Annotated in this window: 16 protein-coding genes; 1 reads left to right on the top strand and 15 read right to left on the bottom strand. The window is 69.3% G+C overall.

Annotated elements, in window-relative coordinates:
• Positions 1–325 precede the first annotated feature (325 nt).
• From JK358_RS18685 to fabD, 14 genes are all read right to left on the bottom strand, one after another.
• Complete coding sequence (locus JK358_RS18685) at positions 326–1,351, bottom strand: GAF domain-containing protein (RefSeq protein ID WP_201949021.1); 1,026 nt, start codon at positions 1,349–1,351, stop codon at positions 326–328.
• Between the two features lie 7 nt (positions 1,352–1,358).
• Positions 1,359–1,982 (bottom strand): carbonic anhydrase, encoded by a 624-nt coding sequence (locus JK358_RS18690; RefSeq protein ID WP_201949022.1) that lies wholly within the window; start codon positions 1,980–1,982, stop codon positions 1,359–1,361.
• Between the two features lie 50 nt (positions 1,983–2,032).
• Positions 2,033–2,701, bottom strand: coding sequence for a hypothetical protein (locus JK358_RS18695; protein WP_201949023.1), 669 nt, complete (start codon positions 2,699–2,701; stop codon positions 2,033–2,035).
• A 143-nt stretch (positions 2,702–2,844) separates the two neighbouring features.
• Positions 2,845–3,525, bottom strand: coding sequence for a DsbA family protein (locus tag JK358_RS18700; protein WP_201949024.1), 681 nt, complete (start codon positions 3,523–3,525; stop codon positions 2,845–2,847).
• A gap of 94 nt (positions 3,526–3,619) precedes the next feature.
• Entirely contained in the window at positions 3,620–5,437 is a 1,818-nt protein-coding gene (locus JK358_RS18705; RefSeq protein WP_201949025.1) for an AfsR/SARP family transcriptional regulator, read from the bottom strand.
• 105 nt (positions 5,438–5,542) lie between these two features.
• Complete coding sequence (locus JK358_RS18710) at positions 5,543–6,373, bottom strand: class I SAM-dependent methyltransferase (RefSeq protein WP_201949026.1); 831 nt, start codon at positions 6,371–6,373, stop codon at positions 5,543–5,545.
• A 14-nt stretch (positions 6,374–6,387) separates the two neighbouring features.
• The gene (ubiG, locus tag JK358_RS18715; protein ID WP_201949027.1) at positions 6,388–7,098 is read right to left on the bottom strand and encodes a bifunctional 2-polyprenyl-6-hydroxyphenol methylase/3-demethylubiquinol 3-O-methyltransferase UbiG; all 711 of its coding nucleotides are present in this window, start codon (positions 7,096–7,098) and stop codon (positions 6,388–6,390) included.
• A gap of 1 nt (position 7,099) precedes the next feature.
• A complete protein-coding gene (locus JK358_RS18720) occupies positions 7,100–8,305 on the bottom strand; it encodes an FAD-dependent oxidoreductase (protein ID WP_201949028.1) in 1,206 nt (401 codons plus the stop codon).
• On the bottom strand, positions 8,302–8,742 hold the full coding sequence (locus JK358_RS18725; protein WP_201949029.1) for an ester cyclase: 441 nt from the start codon (positions 8,740–8,742) through the stop codon (positions 8,302–8,304). The genes JK358_RS18720 and JK358_RS18725 overlap by 4 nt, the downstream gene beginning before the upstream one ends.
• On the bottom strand, positions 8,732–9,862 hold the full coding sequence (locus JK358_RS18730) for a 3-oxoacyl-ACP synthase III family protein (RefSeq protein ID WP_307817613.1): 1,131 nt from the start codon (positions 9,860–9,862) through the stop codon (positions 8,732–8,734). Before JK358_RS18730 ends, JK358_RS18725 begins: the two co-directional genes overlap by 11 nt.
• A 14-nt stretch (positions 9,863–9,876) precedes the next feature.
• Positions 9,877–11,175 carry a beta-ketoacyl-[acyl-carrier-protein] synthase family protein gene (locus tag JK358_RS18735; RefSeq protein WP_232851534.1) on the bottom strand — a complete coding sequence of 433 codons (1,299 nt, stop codon included), beginning with the start codon at positions 11,173–11,175 and terminating at the stop codon, positions 9,877–9,879.
• On the bottom strand, positions 11,172–12,449 hold the full coding sequence (locus tag JK358_RS40370; RefSeq protein ID WP_307817614.1) for a beta-ketoacyl-[acyl-carrier-protein] synthase family protein: 1,278 nt from the start codon (positions 12,447–12,449) through the stop codon (positions 11,172–11,174). Before JK358_RS40370 ends, JK358_RS18735 begins: the two co-directional genes overlap by 4 nt.
• A complete protein-coding gene (locus JK358_RS18745; protein ID WP_201949030.1) occupies positions 12,446–12,886 on the bottom strand; it encodes an acyl carrier protein in 441 nt (146 codons plus the stop codon). The genes JK358_RS40370 and JK358_RS18745 overlap by 4 nt, the downstream gene beginning before the upstream one ends.
• A gap of 32 nt (positions 12,887–12,918) precedes the next feature.
• Positions 12,919–13,890, bottom strand: a complete 972-nt coding sequence (fabD, locus tag JK358_RS18750; RefSeq protein WP_201949031.1) for an ACP S-malonyltransferase — start codon at positions 13,888–13,890, stop codon at positions 12,919–12,921.
• 301 nt (positions 13,891–14,191) lie between these two features.
• Here fabD and JK358_RS18755 point away from each other — a divergent pair, with 301 nt between their 5' ends.
• Entirely contained in the window at positions 14,192–15,139 is a 948-nt protein-coding gene (locus JK358_RS18755; protein ID WP_201949032.1) for an alpha/beta fold hydrolase, read from the top strand.
• A gap of 25 nt (positions 15,140–15,164) precedes the next feature.
• Here JK358_RS18755 and JK358_RS18760 read toward each other — a convergent pair whose 3' ends face one another.
• Complete coding sequence (locus JK358_RS18760) at positions 15,165–15,878, bottom strand: cutinase family protein (protein WP_201949033.1); 714 nt, start codon at positions 15,876–15,878, stop codon at positions 15,165–15,167.
• Positions 15,879–15,933 lie beyond the last annotated feature (55 nt).

Below are 15,933 nucleotides of genomic sequence, written 5' to 3' on the forward strand. Positions count from 1 at the left end.
CCTGCGGGAGGTGAGCGCCCGGAATGACGCGATCAGCGGTCGTAACCACGAATCGCGAAGTAGGCGAAGAACTTCGAATGCGCGCATGCTGCCTCTTGCTCGGTCGGCACCGGGGCATGACGAAACAGCCTGGTACCGGAACAAGCGCGGGCAGGGCCCCAGCGGGGGGCGTCTACAAGGCTCCGGCGGAGCCTGCGCGGGTCTTCCGCCGGTCCGGGAGGGTGGCCAGAGGGGCCAGTCCTCGAAGTGGACACACGGAGTGACCTGACACTAAGCGATCGGCTCAGCGATCGCAATCGACGCCGCCGGTGCGCCCGGCGAGGCGTCACCCGTCCTCGGACTCGACTCCGAGCGGTTCCGCGTGCACCAGCATGAGGCAGATCGAGGTCGATACGGCGGGGTCGATCATGCGCCCGACGAATCGCGAATGCACCCAGCCGCCGGTCAGCGACTTGCTGCGGGTGCGCATGGTGGACCGCACGATCCCCTCCTCGGCGAGCTGGGCCAGCAGTGCCGGAACCCGCATGATGTCCTCGGGATGCAGGCCGGGGGTCTGGCCGGTCGAGACGCCGTGACCGGCCCACTTCGGATAGCCGGTCAGCCATTGCAGCGCGCAGGGCGTCGGCCATCGGGTCTCCACGATGGCCCCGAACATCTCGGTGGTGTCGGTGATCGCCATGGCGACACTGGCATCCAGCAGATCCAGGCCGAGCTCGGCGCGATCCGCGGCGGCGCTCACATCCTGCAGCACGACCCGCACCCGGGAGCCGGACTCGGTGGTCATATGTCGCTGCGCGTAGAGCAGAACACCCACGGCCCCATCGGTTTTGCGGATCACGACCGTCCCCGACGCGACATCGCCGGGGCCGGCGGCGAGCAGCTTCTCCCAGAGCCGGACGAGATCGGTGGTCCGGGCGACGCGCTGGAAGAAGTCCAGTGGCCCATAGACGGCTCGATCGCGTTCGGCATCCGGCACCCCGATGATGTCCAGGAATCCGGTGGTCACGTGCAGACGCGGCGCGCTGTCGGCGACCATCTCCCAGTAGCCGACCGCGCACGGTGCGGCCTTGGTGGAATTCGCGGGATCCGCGCCGGAGACGATCTGCACGGCGTTCACCCCGCCGTCGGGTCCGCAGACCGGCACGGCCAGGTAGGTCGTGCCGGTGTCACCGACGCGGACGGTCGGCTGCGCGCCGCGTTCGACCTCGCGGATCAGGCCTTCGACGAGCGCTTTCTCCTTGCCGCGCAGCACCGACGAGATCCGCCGGAACTCACGTGGACGCCCGTCGGCAGCGACCACCTGGGGTTCGCTGCCGCCGACCAGTTCCACCAGCAGGTCGAGATCGGCCATCCGCCCGCTAGACCAGTTCGCCGATATTGCCGAAGACGCTGTTCAGCTTGGCCTGTCCGTCGGCGAGGTTGTAGGTGACGCAGGCGATGGCGAGCTCACCGGCCATGACCCGCTGCGAGATGGCGGTGGAGCGCTGCATGAGCAGGCGGGCGGTTTCCTCGACGTGGCGAGCCTCGAGCTCGTCGACGGTGGTGAGGCCCTCACGGCGGCCGCGCAGGATGGAGGGGGTCACGCGTTCCACGACACTGCGGATGAACCCGCCGGGTACCTCGCCGTTGTCGAGGGCGTCGATGGTGGCCCGCACCGCGCCGCAGCTGTCGTGACCGAGCACCACGATCAGCGGGACGTTGAGGACCTGCACGCCGTATTCGATCGAGCCGAGCACCGAGCTGTCCACGACATGACCGGCGGTGCGGACCACGAACATGTCACCGAGTCCGCGATCGAAGATGATCTCCGCCGCGACCCGCGAATCACCGCAGCCGAAGAGGATGGCGGAGGGTTGCTGACCGGCGGCGAGCGCGGCGCGATCGGCTGCCCCCTGTCCGGGATGCTGCAGTTCGCCCTTGACGAAACGCTCGTTTCCCTCGCGGAGAGACTTCCAGGCACTGATCGGATTGGAGTGGGGCATGACTCCTATCCTGCACATGAATCGGACACGGTGCGATGTGAGGTTCGCTGCTAGGTGGAAATCCGCTTCATATCGCTGACCAACCAGCGGCCGTCGGGCTGCTCCTCGGCCGTCACCACCGTGGCCGTCAGGGAGACGGCCGGGGTGGGGTCGAGGTCGCTCGAGGTCGACTGCTTGACGTATCCGACGCCGAGGGCGGTGGTGCCGGTGATCGCGCGTAGCCCGCAATTGAATTCGAGCACCTCGCTGCGACTGTTGGTGGTGAACAGATAATTCTGGGTGGCCGATTTGGTATCGATCAATTCCTGGCGGCAGGCCCCCGTCGTGGCGGCGATCGCGCCCGCGAAATAGTCGTCGAGGGTGTTCGGCGCGTAGGTGGAAATATGACTCATGTAGTTGTGGATCGCGTGCAGCGCCGCGATATGACGGCTGCCGATCCGTGCGATCTCCGGGGCCGTGCCCGCCGCGGGCGCGGTCCTGGTGGGGACCGCGCCGAAGTCGTTCGCCGGGGTCGCCGCGGCGGAACCGCCTTGTCCCGCACCGGATTCGGAATCCCGTCCGAGGAACACCGAGCCCACGGCGACCGCGCCCAGCGGCAGCGCGCCCACGAGCGCGGCCAGCTTGCGGCGCGGCATCGTCTTCTTGACCGGCGGCACATCGGGAAACGGGGGCGGCTCCGCCGGCGGGAAGGACAGGGACTCGTTCCGCGGTGAATTCACAAAGATTCCTCACTATCGAGCGGCCACCGCGAGATGCTACCCACCGATTCGAAGCCCGGGGGTGGATGCCCGAATTTCATTCCGATTCCGCGAGCAAATGCCGGAATTGCCCACAATGCCGCTCGCGGTACGGGTTTCGCCGCTCAGCGCGCGGACTCGATCGCCGCGCGCAAACCGGCCTCGGTGGCGACCGCGCGATTGTCGGCCTTCACGCCGTTGATGAAGACCGTCGGCGTCCCCTGAACGTCACCGGCGAGGATCTCCGCGGTGCGCGCACGCAGGTAGGCGTCGTGGGTGCGCGCGGTGATACATTGCGCGACAGCGGGATCGCGATATCCGGCCTGCTCGGCGACGGCGATCAGGGCGTCGTCGGAGAAGCTGGATCCGCCCTCGGCGGGCTGCTGTTCGAACATGGCCTCGAGCCACCGCTGATAGTTCGAGGTACCGTGCGCCGCAACACAGTACGAGGCATTGCCGGCGCGCGAGGAGTACTTGTCGACGGAGGCGCGGTCCAGGAACGTCACGATGTTGTACTCGACCGCGGCGAGGCCGCTGCCCACCACCTCGGCCAGCAGCGCCCCGTTGACGTCCTCGAATCGCTTGCACGCCGGGCACTGCAGGTCCGCCACCACCCGGACGGTGACGGGCGCGTTCGGCGCGCCGACCCGGATGGCCCCGTTGGCGGTCGCGCCCGCGGGCACCGGACCGCTGGGATCGAACCCCGCGGGCAGCGCGGGACCCGCCACCTCGGCGCCGAAACTCCGGCCGGCCAGCACACCCACGACCACACCCAGCGCGACAACCACCACGGCTGCCACACCCACCAGCAGTACGGTCCGTAGCGATCGACCACCGCTCGCCGTTCCCACCACACCACTCCCCTCCACGACAACACCTGGTTCGCGTGGATCATATTGGTCAGGCGAGCAGCGCCTCGGCCGGGTCGGCCACGGCGTCCCGGCGCGAAAGCCGCTTGGCGTACAGGCGATGGATCTCGAGCATGGTGTAGTCCGGTCGCGTGCCGTCGGCGTATCGCACGACCGACAGCAGGTGGGCGTCCACCAGTTCGTCGAGCGCATCCGCCCCGGCTCCGTTCGCCAGACCCGGCAGGGTGACCGTGGTGAACAGCTCCCGGGGTGAGAGGGTGGCTCCCAGGTGGCGCAGGACGGCCGTGGCACACGGTGTCAGCCGATCGACGGAGACATCGATGCTGTGGCTGATATCCAGTGTGCCGTAGCTGTATTCGCGCAGCCGCCGGTCCTCGTCGGACAGCCGGGCGAGTTGCTGGGTGATGGTCCAGCGCGGGCGGGCGGCCAGTCGGGCCGCGACCGCCTGCAGTGCCAGCGGTATGCCCGAACAACATCGGGCCAGCGCGCTGGTGGCCCACTCCTCGGCGCGCACCCGGTCCGCGCCCAGGACCGCCTCGAAGACCTCGACACTCTCCGACATGGGCAGCTCCCGCAGCACCACACGGCGAACACTCGTGGTGCCCACCGCGATTCGGCTGGTGATCAGGGTCGCGCCATTCGGGTCGGAGGTCAGCAGCGGGGCGATCTGCGCATCGGAGGCGGCGTCGTCGAGCACGACCAGCATGCGCCGCCGCGCCACCGCGGCCCGGAAGCGTTCACCGCGGGCCGCCGGATCGGCGGGCACCGGCTCGCCCAGATCGCGCAGCAGCCGCTCCAGCACGACGATCGGATCCACGGGCGTGGCGGTGCACCCGCCCAGACTCACCTGCACGACACCGCCGGGAAACCGGTCGTAGGTCAGCTCGGCCACCCGGGAGGCCAGGGCGGACTTGCCGATTCCCGGTCCGCCGGTGATCAGCACCGGGCGGATGCCGTGCCCGGTGTCCTCGGACAGCGCGTGCCGGACCCGCTCGATATCGGCGGCGCGGCCGCGGAACCAGGTGTGGGCCGGAGATGTCTCGCGCACCAGCGCATCCGAGCGTCTGCGGGACGAGATCGGTACCACGGGTGCGGTTTCCGGCGCGGACTGCCCGCCCAGGAGGCGGCCGTGCAGTGCGCGCAGGCGCGGACTCGGGTCGACGCCCAGCTCGCTCGCGAAGGTCCGGCGCATCCGGTCGTAGTGCGAGAGCGCCTGCGCACCACGGTTGTCCAGGTGATACGCCTCGAGCAGCCGCTCGTGCAGATCCTCGGCCAGCGGGCTCTCGACGAGCGCCTCGCGGATCCCGTCGGCCACCAGTTTGTGATGGCCCTGCCGCAGTTCGGCGTCCGCCCATTCGGTGATGGCCTCGTGCCGCAGCGGAGCCAGACTGTCGCGGAAACGCCGGGCCCAGTCGCTGTCCACCCCGGCCAGGGGTTCCCCACGCCACATGCCCAGCGCCTGGGTCAGCAGCCGGGACCGGACCGGGTCGTCGGCGCGGAGTGCGCGGGCCCGGCCGACCAGTTCGCGGAAGCCGGCCAGATCGACCGCGCCGACGGGAGCGAGCACCCGATATCCACCGTGATCGCGGTGGATATCGACGGGTGTCTCGAAATGCGCGGTCGCCGTGCGCAGAATTCGGCGCAGCCGGGTCATATAGGTGTAGATGGAATTCCGGGCCGATTCCGGTGGGGCGTCCCAGACCCGGTCGACCAGAACATCCATCGATATCGGACGATCGGGTTCGACGAGCAGCGCGGCGAGGATCCCGCGCTGTTTGGCCGGGCCCACATCGACGGTCCTGCCGTCCACCACCAGGTCCACGGACCCCAGAAGTTTGAATTCGATCACGTACTCCACCGAAATCGGGAAATCAAATCCGTGAACACCGCTGTTCATTTGGTGCCGCCGACCCTAGCACGCGAGCCGAAGCGTGGCATGTCCTGTGCGCCACCATTATTCGGGTCTGTGCAACCGCACGACGCCGGAGCGCAGCACGCCGGCGGGCAACGCGCGTGCCGGGCGCAACCACCGGGGCGAGCGCCGCCACCGCGCGGCCGCGCGGAAGATCGACTCCTCGTCCGCGGCGGTCCACCCGTGGAAGAAGCCGGCGCCGTCGGACGGCGCGAAGGCCCACTGCGCGTCACCGAGGTGGCGCCCCATGGTCCGATTGACCAGGCGCAGCATGACCGGTGTCCAGAGATCCGTTATCCACCAGTCGATTCCGGCGATGTACAGGATGTCCGACAGGGTCTGCACCTGGGCGGGTTCCAGATATTGGAGCAGGCCCTCGGTGATCACGAGCGGCTGTCGCGCACCCGCCACGGCGGCCGTGACGAAGGCCTCGCACGCGTCCGGATCGGTGAGGTTCACCGGTTGCCGGAGGAGACGGCACCCGGGTTCGTCGGCGGCCAGCGCCGTATTCTTCGCGGTGACGATCCGCGGCAGATCGGCCTCGAACCACAGCAGATCCGCGGGCAGTTCGAGCCGGTACGGCCGGGTGTCCCAGCCCGCGGCCAGGTTTATCACCCGATCACAACCCGCCGCGAAGGACCGCGCCAGCAGATCATCGATCAATTTCGTGCGCACCACCGGCGGCCAGCCGCTACGGCTGCCGGGAACCGCGACTTTGGCGCTCAGCACCGCCGCGCGCAATTTTCCGGCCAGCCGTTCCGCGATCGGATCGCGGAAAAGCGCGTCGGCCCGCGATGATTCCTCGGCTCGATAGGCCGCCATCCAGATGGCGGTATCCGAGACGTCGAGAATATCCAGCGATGGATCGGTCATATCCCGCATTCCTGTCAGTTCTCCGTCTTTCGCGCCACGCCGATATAGGTGCAGGAAAGATCGCCGGTCTCGCGCATCAGCAGTTTTCCGTGCCGCTTGCCGAAAATGGTGAGACCACGCAGCTTTCCGAGGGTCCGAAGTCCGGCGGCGTCCAAATACGCGTGCAGTTCCGCGGGTTTGATGAAGTCGCGCCACAGGTGCGCGCCCTTGGTGCCGGTCTTCATCAGATGCTCCGGCACCCAGATCATGATGACCCGGGCCCGCAGCGTGCGGTTGATGGTGTCGAAGCAGAACACCCCACCGGGGGCGAGCACCCGCGCGATCTCACTGATCGACCGCGCCGGGTCCACCACGTGCTCGAGGACGTCCACACAGGTCACGATGTCGAAGGACGCATCCGGATACGGCAGGGCCTCCGCACTGCCGACCCGATAGTCGATACTCTTCCCGGTCTGTTCGGCATGACGGCGAGCCGCCTCGATCAGGCGCTCCGAGGGATCCACCCCGGAGACGAGAGCGCCACGCGCGGCGAGGAATTCGGTGGTGAAGCCACCGCCGCACCCCACATCGAGGACCCGTTTCCCGGCCCACTCGCGCACCTGCCTGTCGAAGAAGGCGAAGCGTGGACCCTGAAACGAGGCGAGACCGCTCATCTGCGAATCCTCCGCCCACCAGGATTCGGCGAATTGCCCGAAGAAGTGGTTGTCGATACTGCTCTCACTCATGTCAGACTCGCCTCTCGAGGGTTGCGGCGGGCTCACGCCAGCGCAGACCGTAGGAAATGTGTTTGCGCTCGGCAATCCGATACGCCAGCCTCGGCCAGACCACCCGCTGCACCGTCTCGCGGGTGCGGATCAGCAGCGGATGTTCCACGGCTCCCGCCCGGCCGATCACATAGGCGATCCGCTGCATGGGCGCGGTGCGGCGGCGCCGCTCGGATTCGTAATTCCGCAGCGCCACAACAAGATCGACCGCGCCACCCAGATGCTCGGCGAGCACGAGCGCGTCCTCGAGCGCCTGGCACGCGCCCTGGCCGATATTGAAGGTGATCGGGTGCGCCGCATCGCCCGCCAGCGTCACACGTCCGCGGCCCCAGCGCCGATCGGGCTTGCGGTCGAAGACGTCGTTGCGGATGATCGCCGACTCCGGCGTGGCGGCCAGAATATCCGCGACCGGCGGCATCCAGCCCCGATGGCGTTGTGCGAGGAGGGCTTTCACGTCACCGGTATCCCGGCCACCCGCCGGTCCGTTGGCCACGCTCATCCAGTGCACCCGGCCCGGAGCCACGTCATAGAACGCGAAACGGGTTCCGGGACCGAACAATCCGTAGAAGCTGCCGGACGGAATCAGCGGATGCCGGAGTTCGGCGATGCCGCGCCAGGCGATATGACCGTTGTAGCGCGGCGCGGACGGCCCGAAGAGCAGCGAGCGCACCGTACTGTGCACCCCATCCGCGCCGATGAGCAGATCACCGTGCGCGGTGCCGCCGTCGGACAGCTCCACCCGGACCCCAGCGCCGTCCTGCGCCAGCCCGACCACCCCGGCCCCCGACCGCACGGTGACGGCGGGGTGGCCCGCGGCCAGGGCCGCCATCAGCACCGCGTGCAACGCCGACCGCTGGATCGCCACCGTGGGCGCACCGTAGCGATCGATGAAGTCGGCGACCGGCCACTGCCCGAACAGTTCGCCGCGCCAGGTGCCGAAGTGGCAGATCCGTTGCACCGGTGCGGTTTCCAGCACCCGATCCAGGACGCCGAGGCGCGCCAGAGCCAGGGCGCCGTTGGTCCAGATGTGCAGCCCCGCGCCACCGTCGCGCAGGGATTCGGCGCGTTCGAAGACGCTGCTCGCGATGCCGGCCTGCTGCAGGGCCAGGGCCGTGGCCAAGCCCCCGATTCCGCCGCCCGCGATGAGGACCCTCGGCCGTGCGCTCATCCCCGCTTCCTCCGTTTCCTGCCGAAGAATCCGAGCCCGAGCGCCGCCATCATGCCGTTGTCCACACCGATGGCCCAGCGCTCGGCCATGCGGTATTCCTCCAGCCGCCACACCACCACGCCCCGGAACTCGACCGGCTCCCCGGTCGGCCGCACGCCGAGCAGATCGCCGAGAAACGTTCCGCGCCAGGTGCAATGGATGACGACGTAGTCCTCGTGCGCGCTGGCGGCGTCGATGCTGACGTGCAGATCCGGGAAGGCGCGGCGCAGTCCGGCGATCGTGTACTTGACGCCCGCGATCCCGTCGGGCGCGCCGGGCAGACCGCCGTGGTCGACCACGTCGGTGCGGTAGTGCACATCGCAGACCTCGAACTCGCCGCGATTGACGAAGCGGTCGTACACCTCGCGCACCACCGCGAGATTGCGCTCAGCCGACATGGGCGGTTCCGTTCGGTGTCGGCGCTTCCCAGGTCAGCGTGAGCCCCGCGTACAGGTAGCGGCTGGCTTCGACGGCCAGCAGCGCCACCGTGTCGCCCGGCTGGATGCGCCCGCTCACCCATCCGGCGTCCAGCGCGATCGGCACGGCGGCCGAACCGGTGGCGCCGACATCGGCCAGGTTCTCCACCATGCTCTTGGCCAGCGCGGCCTGATCGGCGGCTGAAACACCGGCTGCGGCGAACTCTTTGGCGAAGTACTCGGCATTGCCCTCGGGCACCACGCAGGCGTCGAGGTCGGCCACCGCCAGTCCGGACCTGGACAGCAGATCCGACAGCCCGGCGGCGAAAACCCGGGGGCCGAACTTCTGCGTGCCGGACACGTCGAGTTTCATCTCCACCAGGCGTTTGCGCCGCACCTGCTCGGCGGCGGGCGCGTGCGTGCCGCCGCCGATGATCTGCATGCCCGGTTTGCGCGCGCCGCCCAGGCATTGCGTGGCGAAGGCGAATTCGCCTGTGGGATCAGCGCTTCCGGGCTCTCCGGCACGCAGTATCTGCGCCCCCGCGCCGTCGCCGAAGGTGTAGACGGTGAGCAGGTCGCGCAACCGCAGCGCGCCGGGATCCTGGCCGATGAACAGCGGCGCGAACAGTGGCGAGATGGCCTCCGCGCCGATCACGACCGCGGTCCGGTACGTGCCGTCGGCGAGCAGCCGGCGGGCGTAGTCGAGCCCCTGCACCGCACCGACGCAGCCCGCCCGGAATTCGATGGCGGCACAGCGTTCCAGCCCCAGTTGCTCCTGGACGTAGGTGACGGTCGCGGGCAGCGGATACTCCGGGCTGGCCGTGGACAGCACTAGCAGATCGATGTCGGCGGCGTCGATCCCGGCGCGAGCGATGGCCTGGCGCGCGGCGGCCACCGCCATGCCCGAGGTGCCGATCCGATGTGCGCCGGTGGCGGGATCGATGAGCCAGTGCCGGCGCAGCACCTGGATCTCGTCGAGGATGTCGGCGGGTAGTTCGCCGCACAGCGCGGCCAGGGTTTCGTTGCCGATCGGATCGCCGGGTAGGTGGGCGCCGGTGGCGAGCAGGGACACGTGACGGGTGTCCGATGAGGTATTCAACACGGGGACAGGTCCTTTCAGCTTGCTGCGGCCAGGCCGACGGCGACCGCCTGCCCTTCGACGCCGCGCGCCAGGGCCAGGGCGCGGCCCGCGGGGGTTTCCCGCGCCGAGCCCGCGACGACATCGAGATCGCACCCGGGTGCGGCGGTCGAGTGGTTCAGCGTCGACGGGACGACGCCGCTGTAGAGCGACAGGGCGGCCGCGGCGACATTCATCGCACCGGCGGCGCCGACCAGGTGGCCGACCTGCGGTTTGCAACTGGTGACCGCGAGCTTTTCCGCCTCGACGCCCAAAGCCGTTCGCAGCGCCCGCATTTCGGAAAGGTCACCGGAGGGCGTCCCGGAGCCGTGGGCGAGCACCCGGTCGAACGGCCCGCGCACGGCGTCGATATCGCGCAGGGCGGCGGCGTCCGTGCGGGCCTGTGCGATCGCGCGCACCAGGCCGCGCCCGTCGGCGGCACAGCCCGGCGCGCGCACGCTGTCGTTGCCCGATCCCACGCCGGTGATCTCGGCGTAGCAGCGCGCGCCACGCGCCAGGGCGTGTTCACGCTCCTCCAGGACCAGCACCACCCCGCCCTCGCCCAGGACCGCGCCGTCATGGTCGCGGTCGAAGGGCCGGCACGCCCGCTCCCCCAGCTCGTTTCGGCGGGTCAGCAGGCCGAGGCCGTCCATCTTGGACATGGCCCACCAGGTGGTCGCGTCATCGCAGCCACCGGCGACGGCGAGATCGGCCTCGCCGCGCCGGATCGCCCGCATGGCCCGGCCGATGGCCATCGCGCCCGCGTCGGCGGCCCCCGCGTAGTAGGCGTTGGGGCCGCGAATGCCGAACATCAGCGAGATGTGGAAGCAGGCGGCGCTCTGCAGGCCCTCGACGTAGATCAGCGGCGGAATCATCGACGGGGCGAGTTCGCCGATGAGCCGGATGCTGGACGCGCTGTCCACATTGCGGATGCCCACGATGCCCGCGATGAGCGGGTCGAGATCGCAGACGTCCTTGTTGCCGCCCAGATACAGCCCGGCGCGCATGCCCAGCGCATCGGTGTCCAGCCCCGCGTCGCCGAGCGCGAGTGCGGCGGCAGCGATACCGAATTGGTCACCGCGCGTGGACATTCGAATTGTGCGCGCTTTCATGTAGCGCGCCGCGTCGAAGTCGGGGATCTCCGCGCCGATCCGGGTGCGCAGCGGTGCGGTGTCGTAGGAGCGCAGCGGCGCGACCCCGCTGCGTCCGTCCACGATCGCGTCCCACGTCGCCGTGACGCCCTCCCCGAGCGCGGTCACCAGGCCGATTCCGGTGATCACCACACGCCGTGTGCTCATGAGCCGACCTTTCCGAGGACGAGGCTGGTGTTGGAGCCACCGAAGGCCAGGGCGTTGACCAGCACCGCGCGCACCGGCATGGCCCGCGCCGTATGCGGTACGTAGTCCAGATCCAAAGCGCGGTCCGGAGTGTCGAGGTTGATGGTGGGCGGCACCAGGGACTCCCGCATGGCGCCCAGACCCGCCACCACGTTCAGGGCCGCCGACGCCGCGGTGAGATGCCCGGCCATGGACTTCGGGGAACTGACCACCAGGCGGTAGGCGTCGTCGCCGAATACCTTTTTGATGGCCCGGGTTTCGGACAGGTCGTTGCCCGGCGTCCCGGTGCCGTGCGCGACCACGTAGTCGATTCCGCCTGTGCCCAGGCCGGATTCGGCGATCGCGCCCTCCATGGCCTCGGTGGCTCCCGCACCGTCGGGCGGGGAATCGGTGATGCGCCAGGCGTTCAGGGTGGAGGAGAAGCCGAGGATCTCGCCGTGCACCCGCGCACCGCGCGCACGCGCCGAGTCGAGATCCTCCAGCACGAACGCGCCCGCGCCCTCACCGAGCACGAATCCGGACCGGTGCGCGTCGAAGGGCCGCGAACCCGCCTGCGGGGCATCGTTGTACTTGTCGGTGAGCGCGCCCAGCACGCCGAAGCCGACGATATCGGCCCACGCGGTCAGCGAGTCGTAGCCGCCCGCCACCATCAGGTCGGCATCGCCCTCCTGCACGAGCCGGAAGGCCTCGCCGAGGGCGTGCCCGGAACCCGCACAGGCCGTATGGATTCCGACCATCGGCCCGGTGGCGCAGAGCAGGCGCGCCATGGCATTGAGCGGCACATTCTGATCACCGGTCAGCACTTCGCCGGGGGCCTGGGTGACGAACGCGTCCGATCGTCCGGAGTCGCTGCGGGCGCGGGCGATTCGCAGCAGCAGTTCGACACTCGGACGCCCCACGCTGGCGCCCATGGCCACACCGCGGCGATCCGGGTCATAGCTGCCCGGCGCCGAATCCGCCAGTCCCGCATCGCGGATCGCCTCGGTCACCGCCGCCAGGCCGAACAGGCCGGGCCGGTTGACCCAGCGGCGGTCCGCCTGCGCGGCGATGGCGGACGCGGGATCGAACTCCTCGGGAACCTGACCGGCGATGCGCACCGGGAACGTGGTGCTGTCGAAGGTGGTCAACCGCCGGATTCCGCTGCGCCCGGCAATGAGGTTCGCCCAGGTGGTCGGCGCGTCGACCCCGAGGGGCGTGACCGCGCCCATCCCGGTGATGACGACGCGCCTGTTCACTGGGCGGCTCCCGCCTCGGCCGGCTGTTCGACCTGCTGCCGGGCCGCCAGCAGATGCACCAGATCCACCAGGTTGCCCACCGTCACCAGGCCCAGCACCTGTTCGCCCCGCAGCGGACGCCCGTTCAGCTGACTGCGATCGAATTGCGGCAGCACCTTTTCCAGGTGCGCCAGACCCACCTCGGTGACGACCTCGTCCTCGTCGCCGAACTCGTCGTCCGGGATGCCGCCCTGCAGCATGGCGGCGACATCGTTGACCGAGATGTCCACCCCGGAGTCGCGGTGGATGCGGAACATGACATCGAGCATGTCGATCGATTCCGCGCCCAATTCGTCGATCAGGGTGGAATCCATGCGGATCTCGTCCTCTTCGACCCCGATGGCGTCCGAGATGGAGGTGAGCACCAGCGCCGTCAGATCGTCGGCATTTCCAGTCATGATGGTCCTAATCTTGTGTAGGGAAACAGAATTCAGCGGTAGGCCCGCACGACCGCCGCCAACCGGCGGCCGTCGTTGGTACTGCGCACGGTCGGCTCGGCCACCGTGCGAGAGGTCAGACCGCTCAGCACCCGCCCCGGTCCGACCTCCAGGTAGTCGGTGATCCCCGCCCGGGCGGCCGCCCCCAGCACGGCCACCCAGCGCACCGGCGCCGCCAGCTGCCTGCACAGCAGCGCACGCGCCTGCGGTCCATCGGTCACGGGCGCGCCGGTGACCGAACTGAACAGCGGCACAACCGGATCCGAGAAATCGATCTCGGCCGTGGCGGCGGTGAACTCCGCCTCGATCACCCGCATCAACGAGCAGTGGAACGGCGCGTCCACCCGCAACTCGACTATCCGCTCGGCCCCGGCCGTCCGGGCACGCTCGGCGACCGCCCGCACCGCCGCGCTCTCCCCGGAGAGCACGGACTGATGCGGTTCGTTGTAGTTGCCGACCTCCGCGATCCCGTTCGTCTCGGCGCACAATCGTTCCAGCACTTCGGCTTCGAGCCCGGAGACCGCCACCATGACCCCCGGCGTCCGCTGCGCCACCCGGGCCATCAGCGTGCCGCGCACTCCGATCAGCCGGACCGCGTCGTCGAATCCGAGCACCCCCGCCGCGACCAGGGCCGCGTACTCGCCCAGGCTGTGCCCGGCCACGGCGTCCACCTCGACGCCCGCCGACCGCAGCACCCCATAGGTCGCCAGGCCGGTCACCGCGATGGCGGGCTGGGCGACCTCGGTCGGGGTGAGGTCCTCGACCGACCCGGTTGTGCACAGCTCGGCCAGCGGCACCCCCAGCAGTTCCCCCGCACGGTCGAAAACCCGTGCGGCGTCCGCGTATTCCTCGATGAGATGAGCCGCCATTCCCGCCCGCTGCGATCCCTGACCGGGGAACATGGCAAGCACCCGCCGCGTCCGCGACGGCACCGCCGAGGTGGTGGAAGCAAGGCTGGAAGTCATGTCCCGACTCTGTCGCCCGCCTCTGGGCGCAGTCCTCGAGCCGACCTCGAGCGGATCTAAACACCCTGCGCAACAGGGTGGTGCGCGATCGCGCACTGATCTCGTACTCCCCGGGGCGGAACCTCGGCGTGATAGGTACGCACCACCAACCCGCTGAAGGCGATGTCAGCCTGCGACCCGGGTGCCACCTAGGTGGGGATTTGTTCCACCTTGGTCCGCGCCGGGTAGTACTCGGGGGTCTGATTCCGCGGGCCGGCGCAACGGATAGTAGGAGGTGTCCAGCACACCAATGGGAGGTCCGATGTCAGTCGCCGCGATCGCGCACTCGACGCCCCGGACCGTGACGGTGTGCACCGAAGACCGGGTGGGACTCGCGGTCGAGGTGTCCGGGCCCCGCGATGCCGCACTGACAGTCGTTCTGCTGCACGGACATTGCGGGCGGAGCGGATCCTGGGTGCAGGTGCGCGATGCGCTGCGGCGGGAGTGCCCGCAGGTCCGGATCGTGTGCTACGACCATCGCGGGCACGGTGATTCGGAAGTGGCCGCGCGGCATACCTACAACCTGGAGCGGCTGGGGCACGACCTGCGGGACGTGCTCGAGGCAGTGGCGCCCGACGGTCCCGTTGTCCTCGTCGGGCATTCGATGGGCGGGATGAGCGCACTGACCTACGTCGGCCAGAACTCGCACGAGGTCGGCGACCGCATCGTCGGGATGGGGCTCATCGCGACCGCGGCGAGCGGGATCGGCGACGCCGGGCTCGGACGGTTCCTCCGCCACCCCGTCATCTCACTGTTCCAGGCTGCGGTCCGATGGGCTCCGGGCCTTATGCATCACGCGAAGCAGTTGGCGGGCAAGGCTTTCGCGCCGATCGTGCGCGCGGCGGAACTCGGCGAACGCACGGTGAGCCCGCAGGTTCTCACCCTCGCGAACGCGATCCACAATCAGACCCCGATCGTGCCGATGGCCGCCTTCCTGGACGCGTTCACCTCCTACGACCGCACCGCCGCCCTGAATGTCCTGTCGAAGATCCCCACCCTGGTGCTCTGCGGCTCCGCCGACCTGATGACCCCGCCGTCGCATTCCATCGCGATGGCCGCCGCGGTCGACTATTCGGACCTGGTTCTGATCGATGGCGCGGGGCACTCGGTGATCATGGAGCAGCCGGCGCAGGTCTCCGACGCGCTGCTGCGCCTCATCGCGCGGGCGAGCGATATCGCGAGCCCGCGCACAAGACTCGCAGCCGCCTGACGGTGCTTCTCGAGTCAAAGGCCGATCACGAGTCCAGCCGCTCGTGAACGAACGCCGCCGCCTGGTCGCGGTAGTCGTTGACGAAGTACGCGAAATGGCCAGGGCTCAACGCATTTCCGAATCCGGCGGCCGGATCGCCACCTTGGCAGACACGGTCGCCCGTCGCGCAGTAGGAGCGCACACGGTCGGTGAATTCGCCGAGCGCGCCGACGGGCAGTGCGGCCGTGCCCGACAGAGCGGGATCGTAGTCGCCGCGGTTGAAGGAGTCTCCGCCGTTGAACAGTGGACTGCCGAACAACGCGATGGCGTCGATCCGTGTGGCAGCCACGTCCGTCAACGCGCTCGGCGTGCGCAGCGTATTACCGATGACCCGGGCGCCCTGCGAATAGCCGAGCAGGACGAGCCGTTGATCCGGGCAGTCCGCCGCGGCCTGGTTCACCAATTCCGTCAGGTTCTCGACGCCGCGCACCGGGCTGTCGGGGACCATCGAGGCGGGATATTCGAGTTCTGTCACCACCGCGCCACGGCCGGAGTCCGCAGCGATCCGGTCGGCCAGCGGGGTCAACAGCCGACTGCCACTCTGCGGTTCGAGCGTCCCACGAACGGTGACGACGCGAACCTGCGCACAACCGGTCGGACCGGCGGACGACTCCGCGGACACCGCCGGAAGAACCGGCAGGGCCAGCGCCGCGGCGACAGTTGCGGTCGAGCACAACAGAATTCGAGATCGTCCGTGCATGCGCCCAATCTATTGCGATCAGCGGCCACACCGCCAGTGCTCCTCGGCAGTATTC

Origin of the sequence: Nocardia acididurans (assembly GCF_016741815.1) — a bacterium.
Classification (GTDB): Bacteria; Actinomycetota; Actinomycetes; order Mycobacteriales; family Mycobacteriaceae; genus Nocardia; species Nocardia acididurans.

Coding starts and splice junctions, on each gene's coding strand:
- JK358_RS18690 (WP_201949022.1), bottom strand. CDS start 1,982: ATGCCCCACTCCAATCCGATCAGTGCCTGGAAGTCTCTCCGCGAGGGA.
- JK358_RS18710 (WP_201949026.1), bottom strand. CDS start 6,373: ATGACCGATCCATCGCTGGATATTCTCGACGTCTCGGATACCGCCATC.
- JK358_RS18685 (WP_201949021.1), bottom strand. CDS start 1,351: ATGGCCGATCTCGACCTGCTGGTGGAACTGGTCGGCGGCAGCGAACCC.
- JK358_RS18745 (WP_201949030.1), bottom strand. CDS start 12,886: ATGACTGGAAATGCCGACGATCTGACGGCGCTGGTGCTCACCTCCATC.
- JK358_RS18760 (WP_201949033.1), bottom strand. CDS start 15,878: ATGCACGGACGATCTCGAATTCTGTTGTGCTCGACCGCAACTGTCGCC.
- ubiG (WP_201949027.1), bottom strand. CDS start 7,098: ATGAGTGAGAGCAGTATCGACAACCACTTCTTCGGGCAATTCGCCGAA.
- JK358_RS18735 (WP_232851534.1), bottom strand. CDS start 11,175: ATGAGCACACGGCGTGTGGTGATCACCGGAATCGGCCTGGTGACCGCG.
- fabD (WP_201949031.1), bottom strand. CDS start 13,890: ATGACTTCCAGCCTTGCTTCCACCACCTCGGCGGTGCCGTCGCGGACG.
- JK358_RS18755 (WP_201949032.1), top strand. CDS start 14,192: ATGTCAGTCGCCGCGATCGCGCACTCGACGCCCCGGACCGTGACGGTG.
- JK358_RS18725 (WP_201949029.1), bottom strand. CDS start 8,742: ATGTCGGCTGAGCGCAATCTCGCGGTGGTGCGCGAGGTGTACGACCGC.
- JK358_RS18720 (WP_201949028.1), bottom strand. CDS start 8,305: ATGAGCGCACGGCCGAGGGTCCTCATCGCGGGCGGCGGAATCGGGGGC.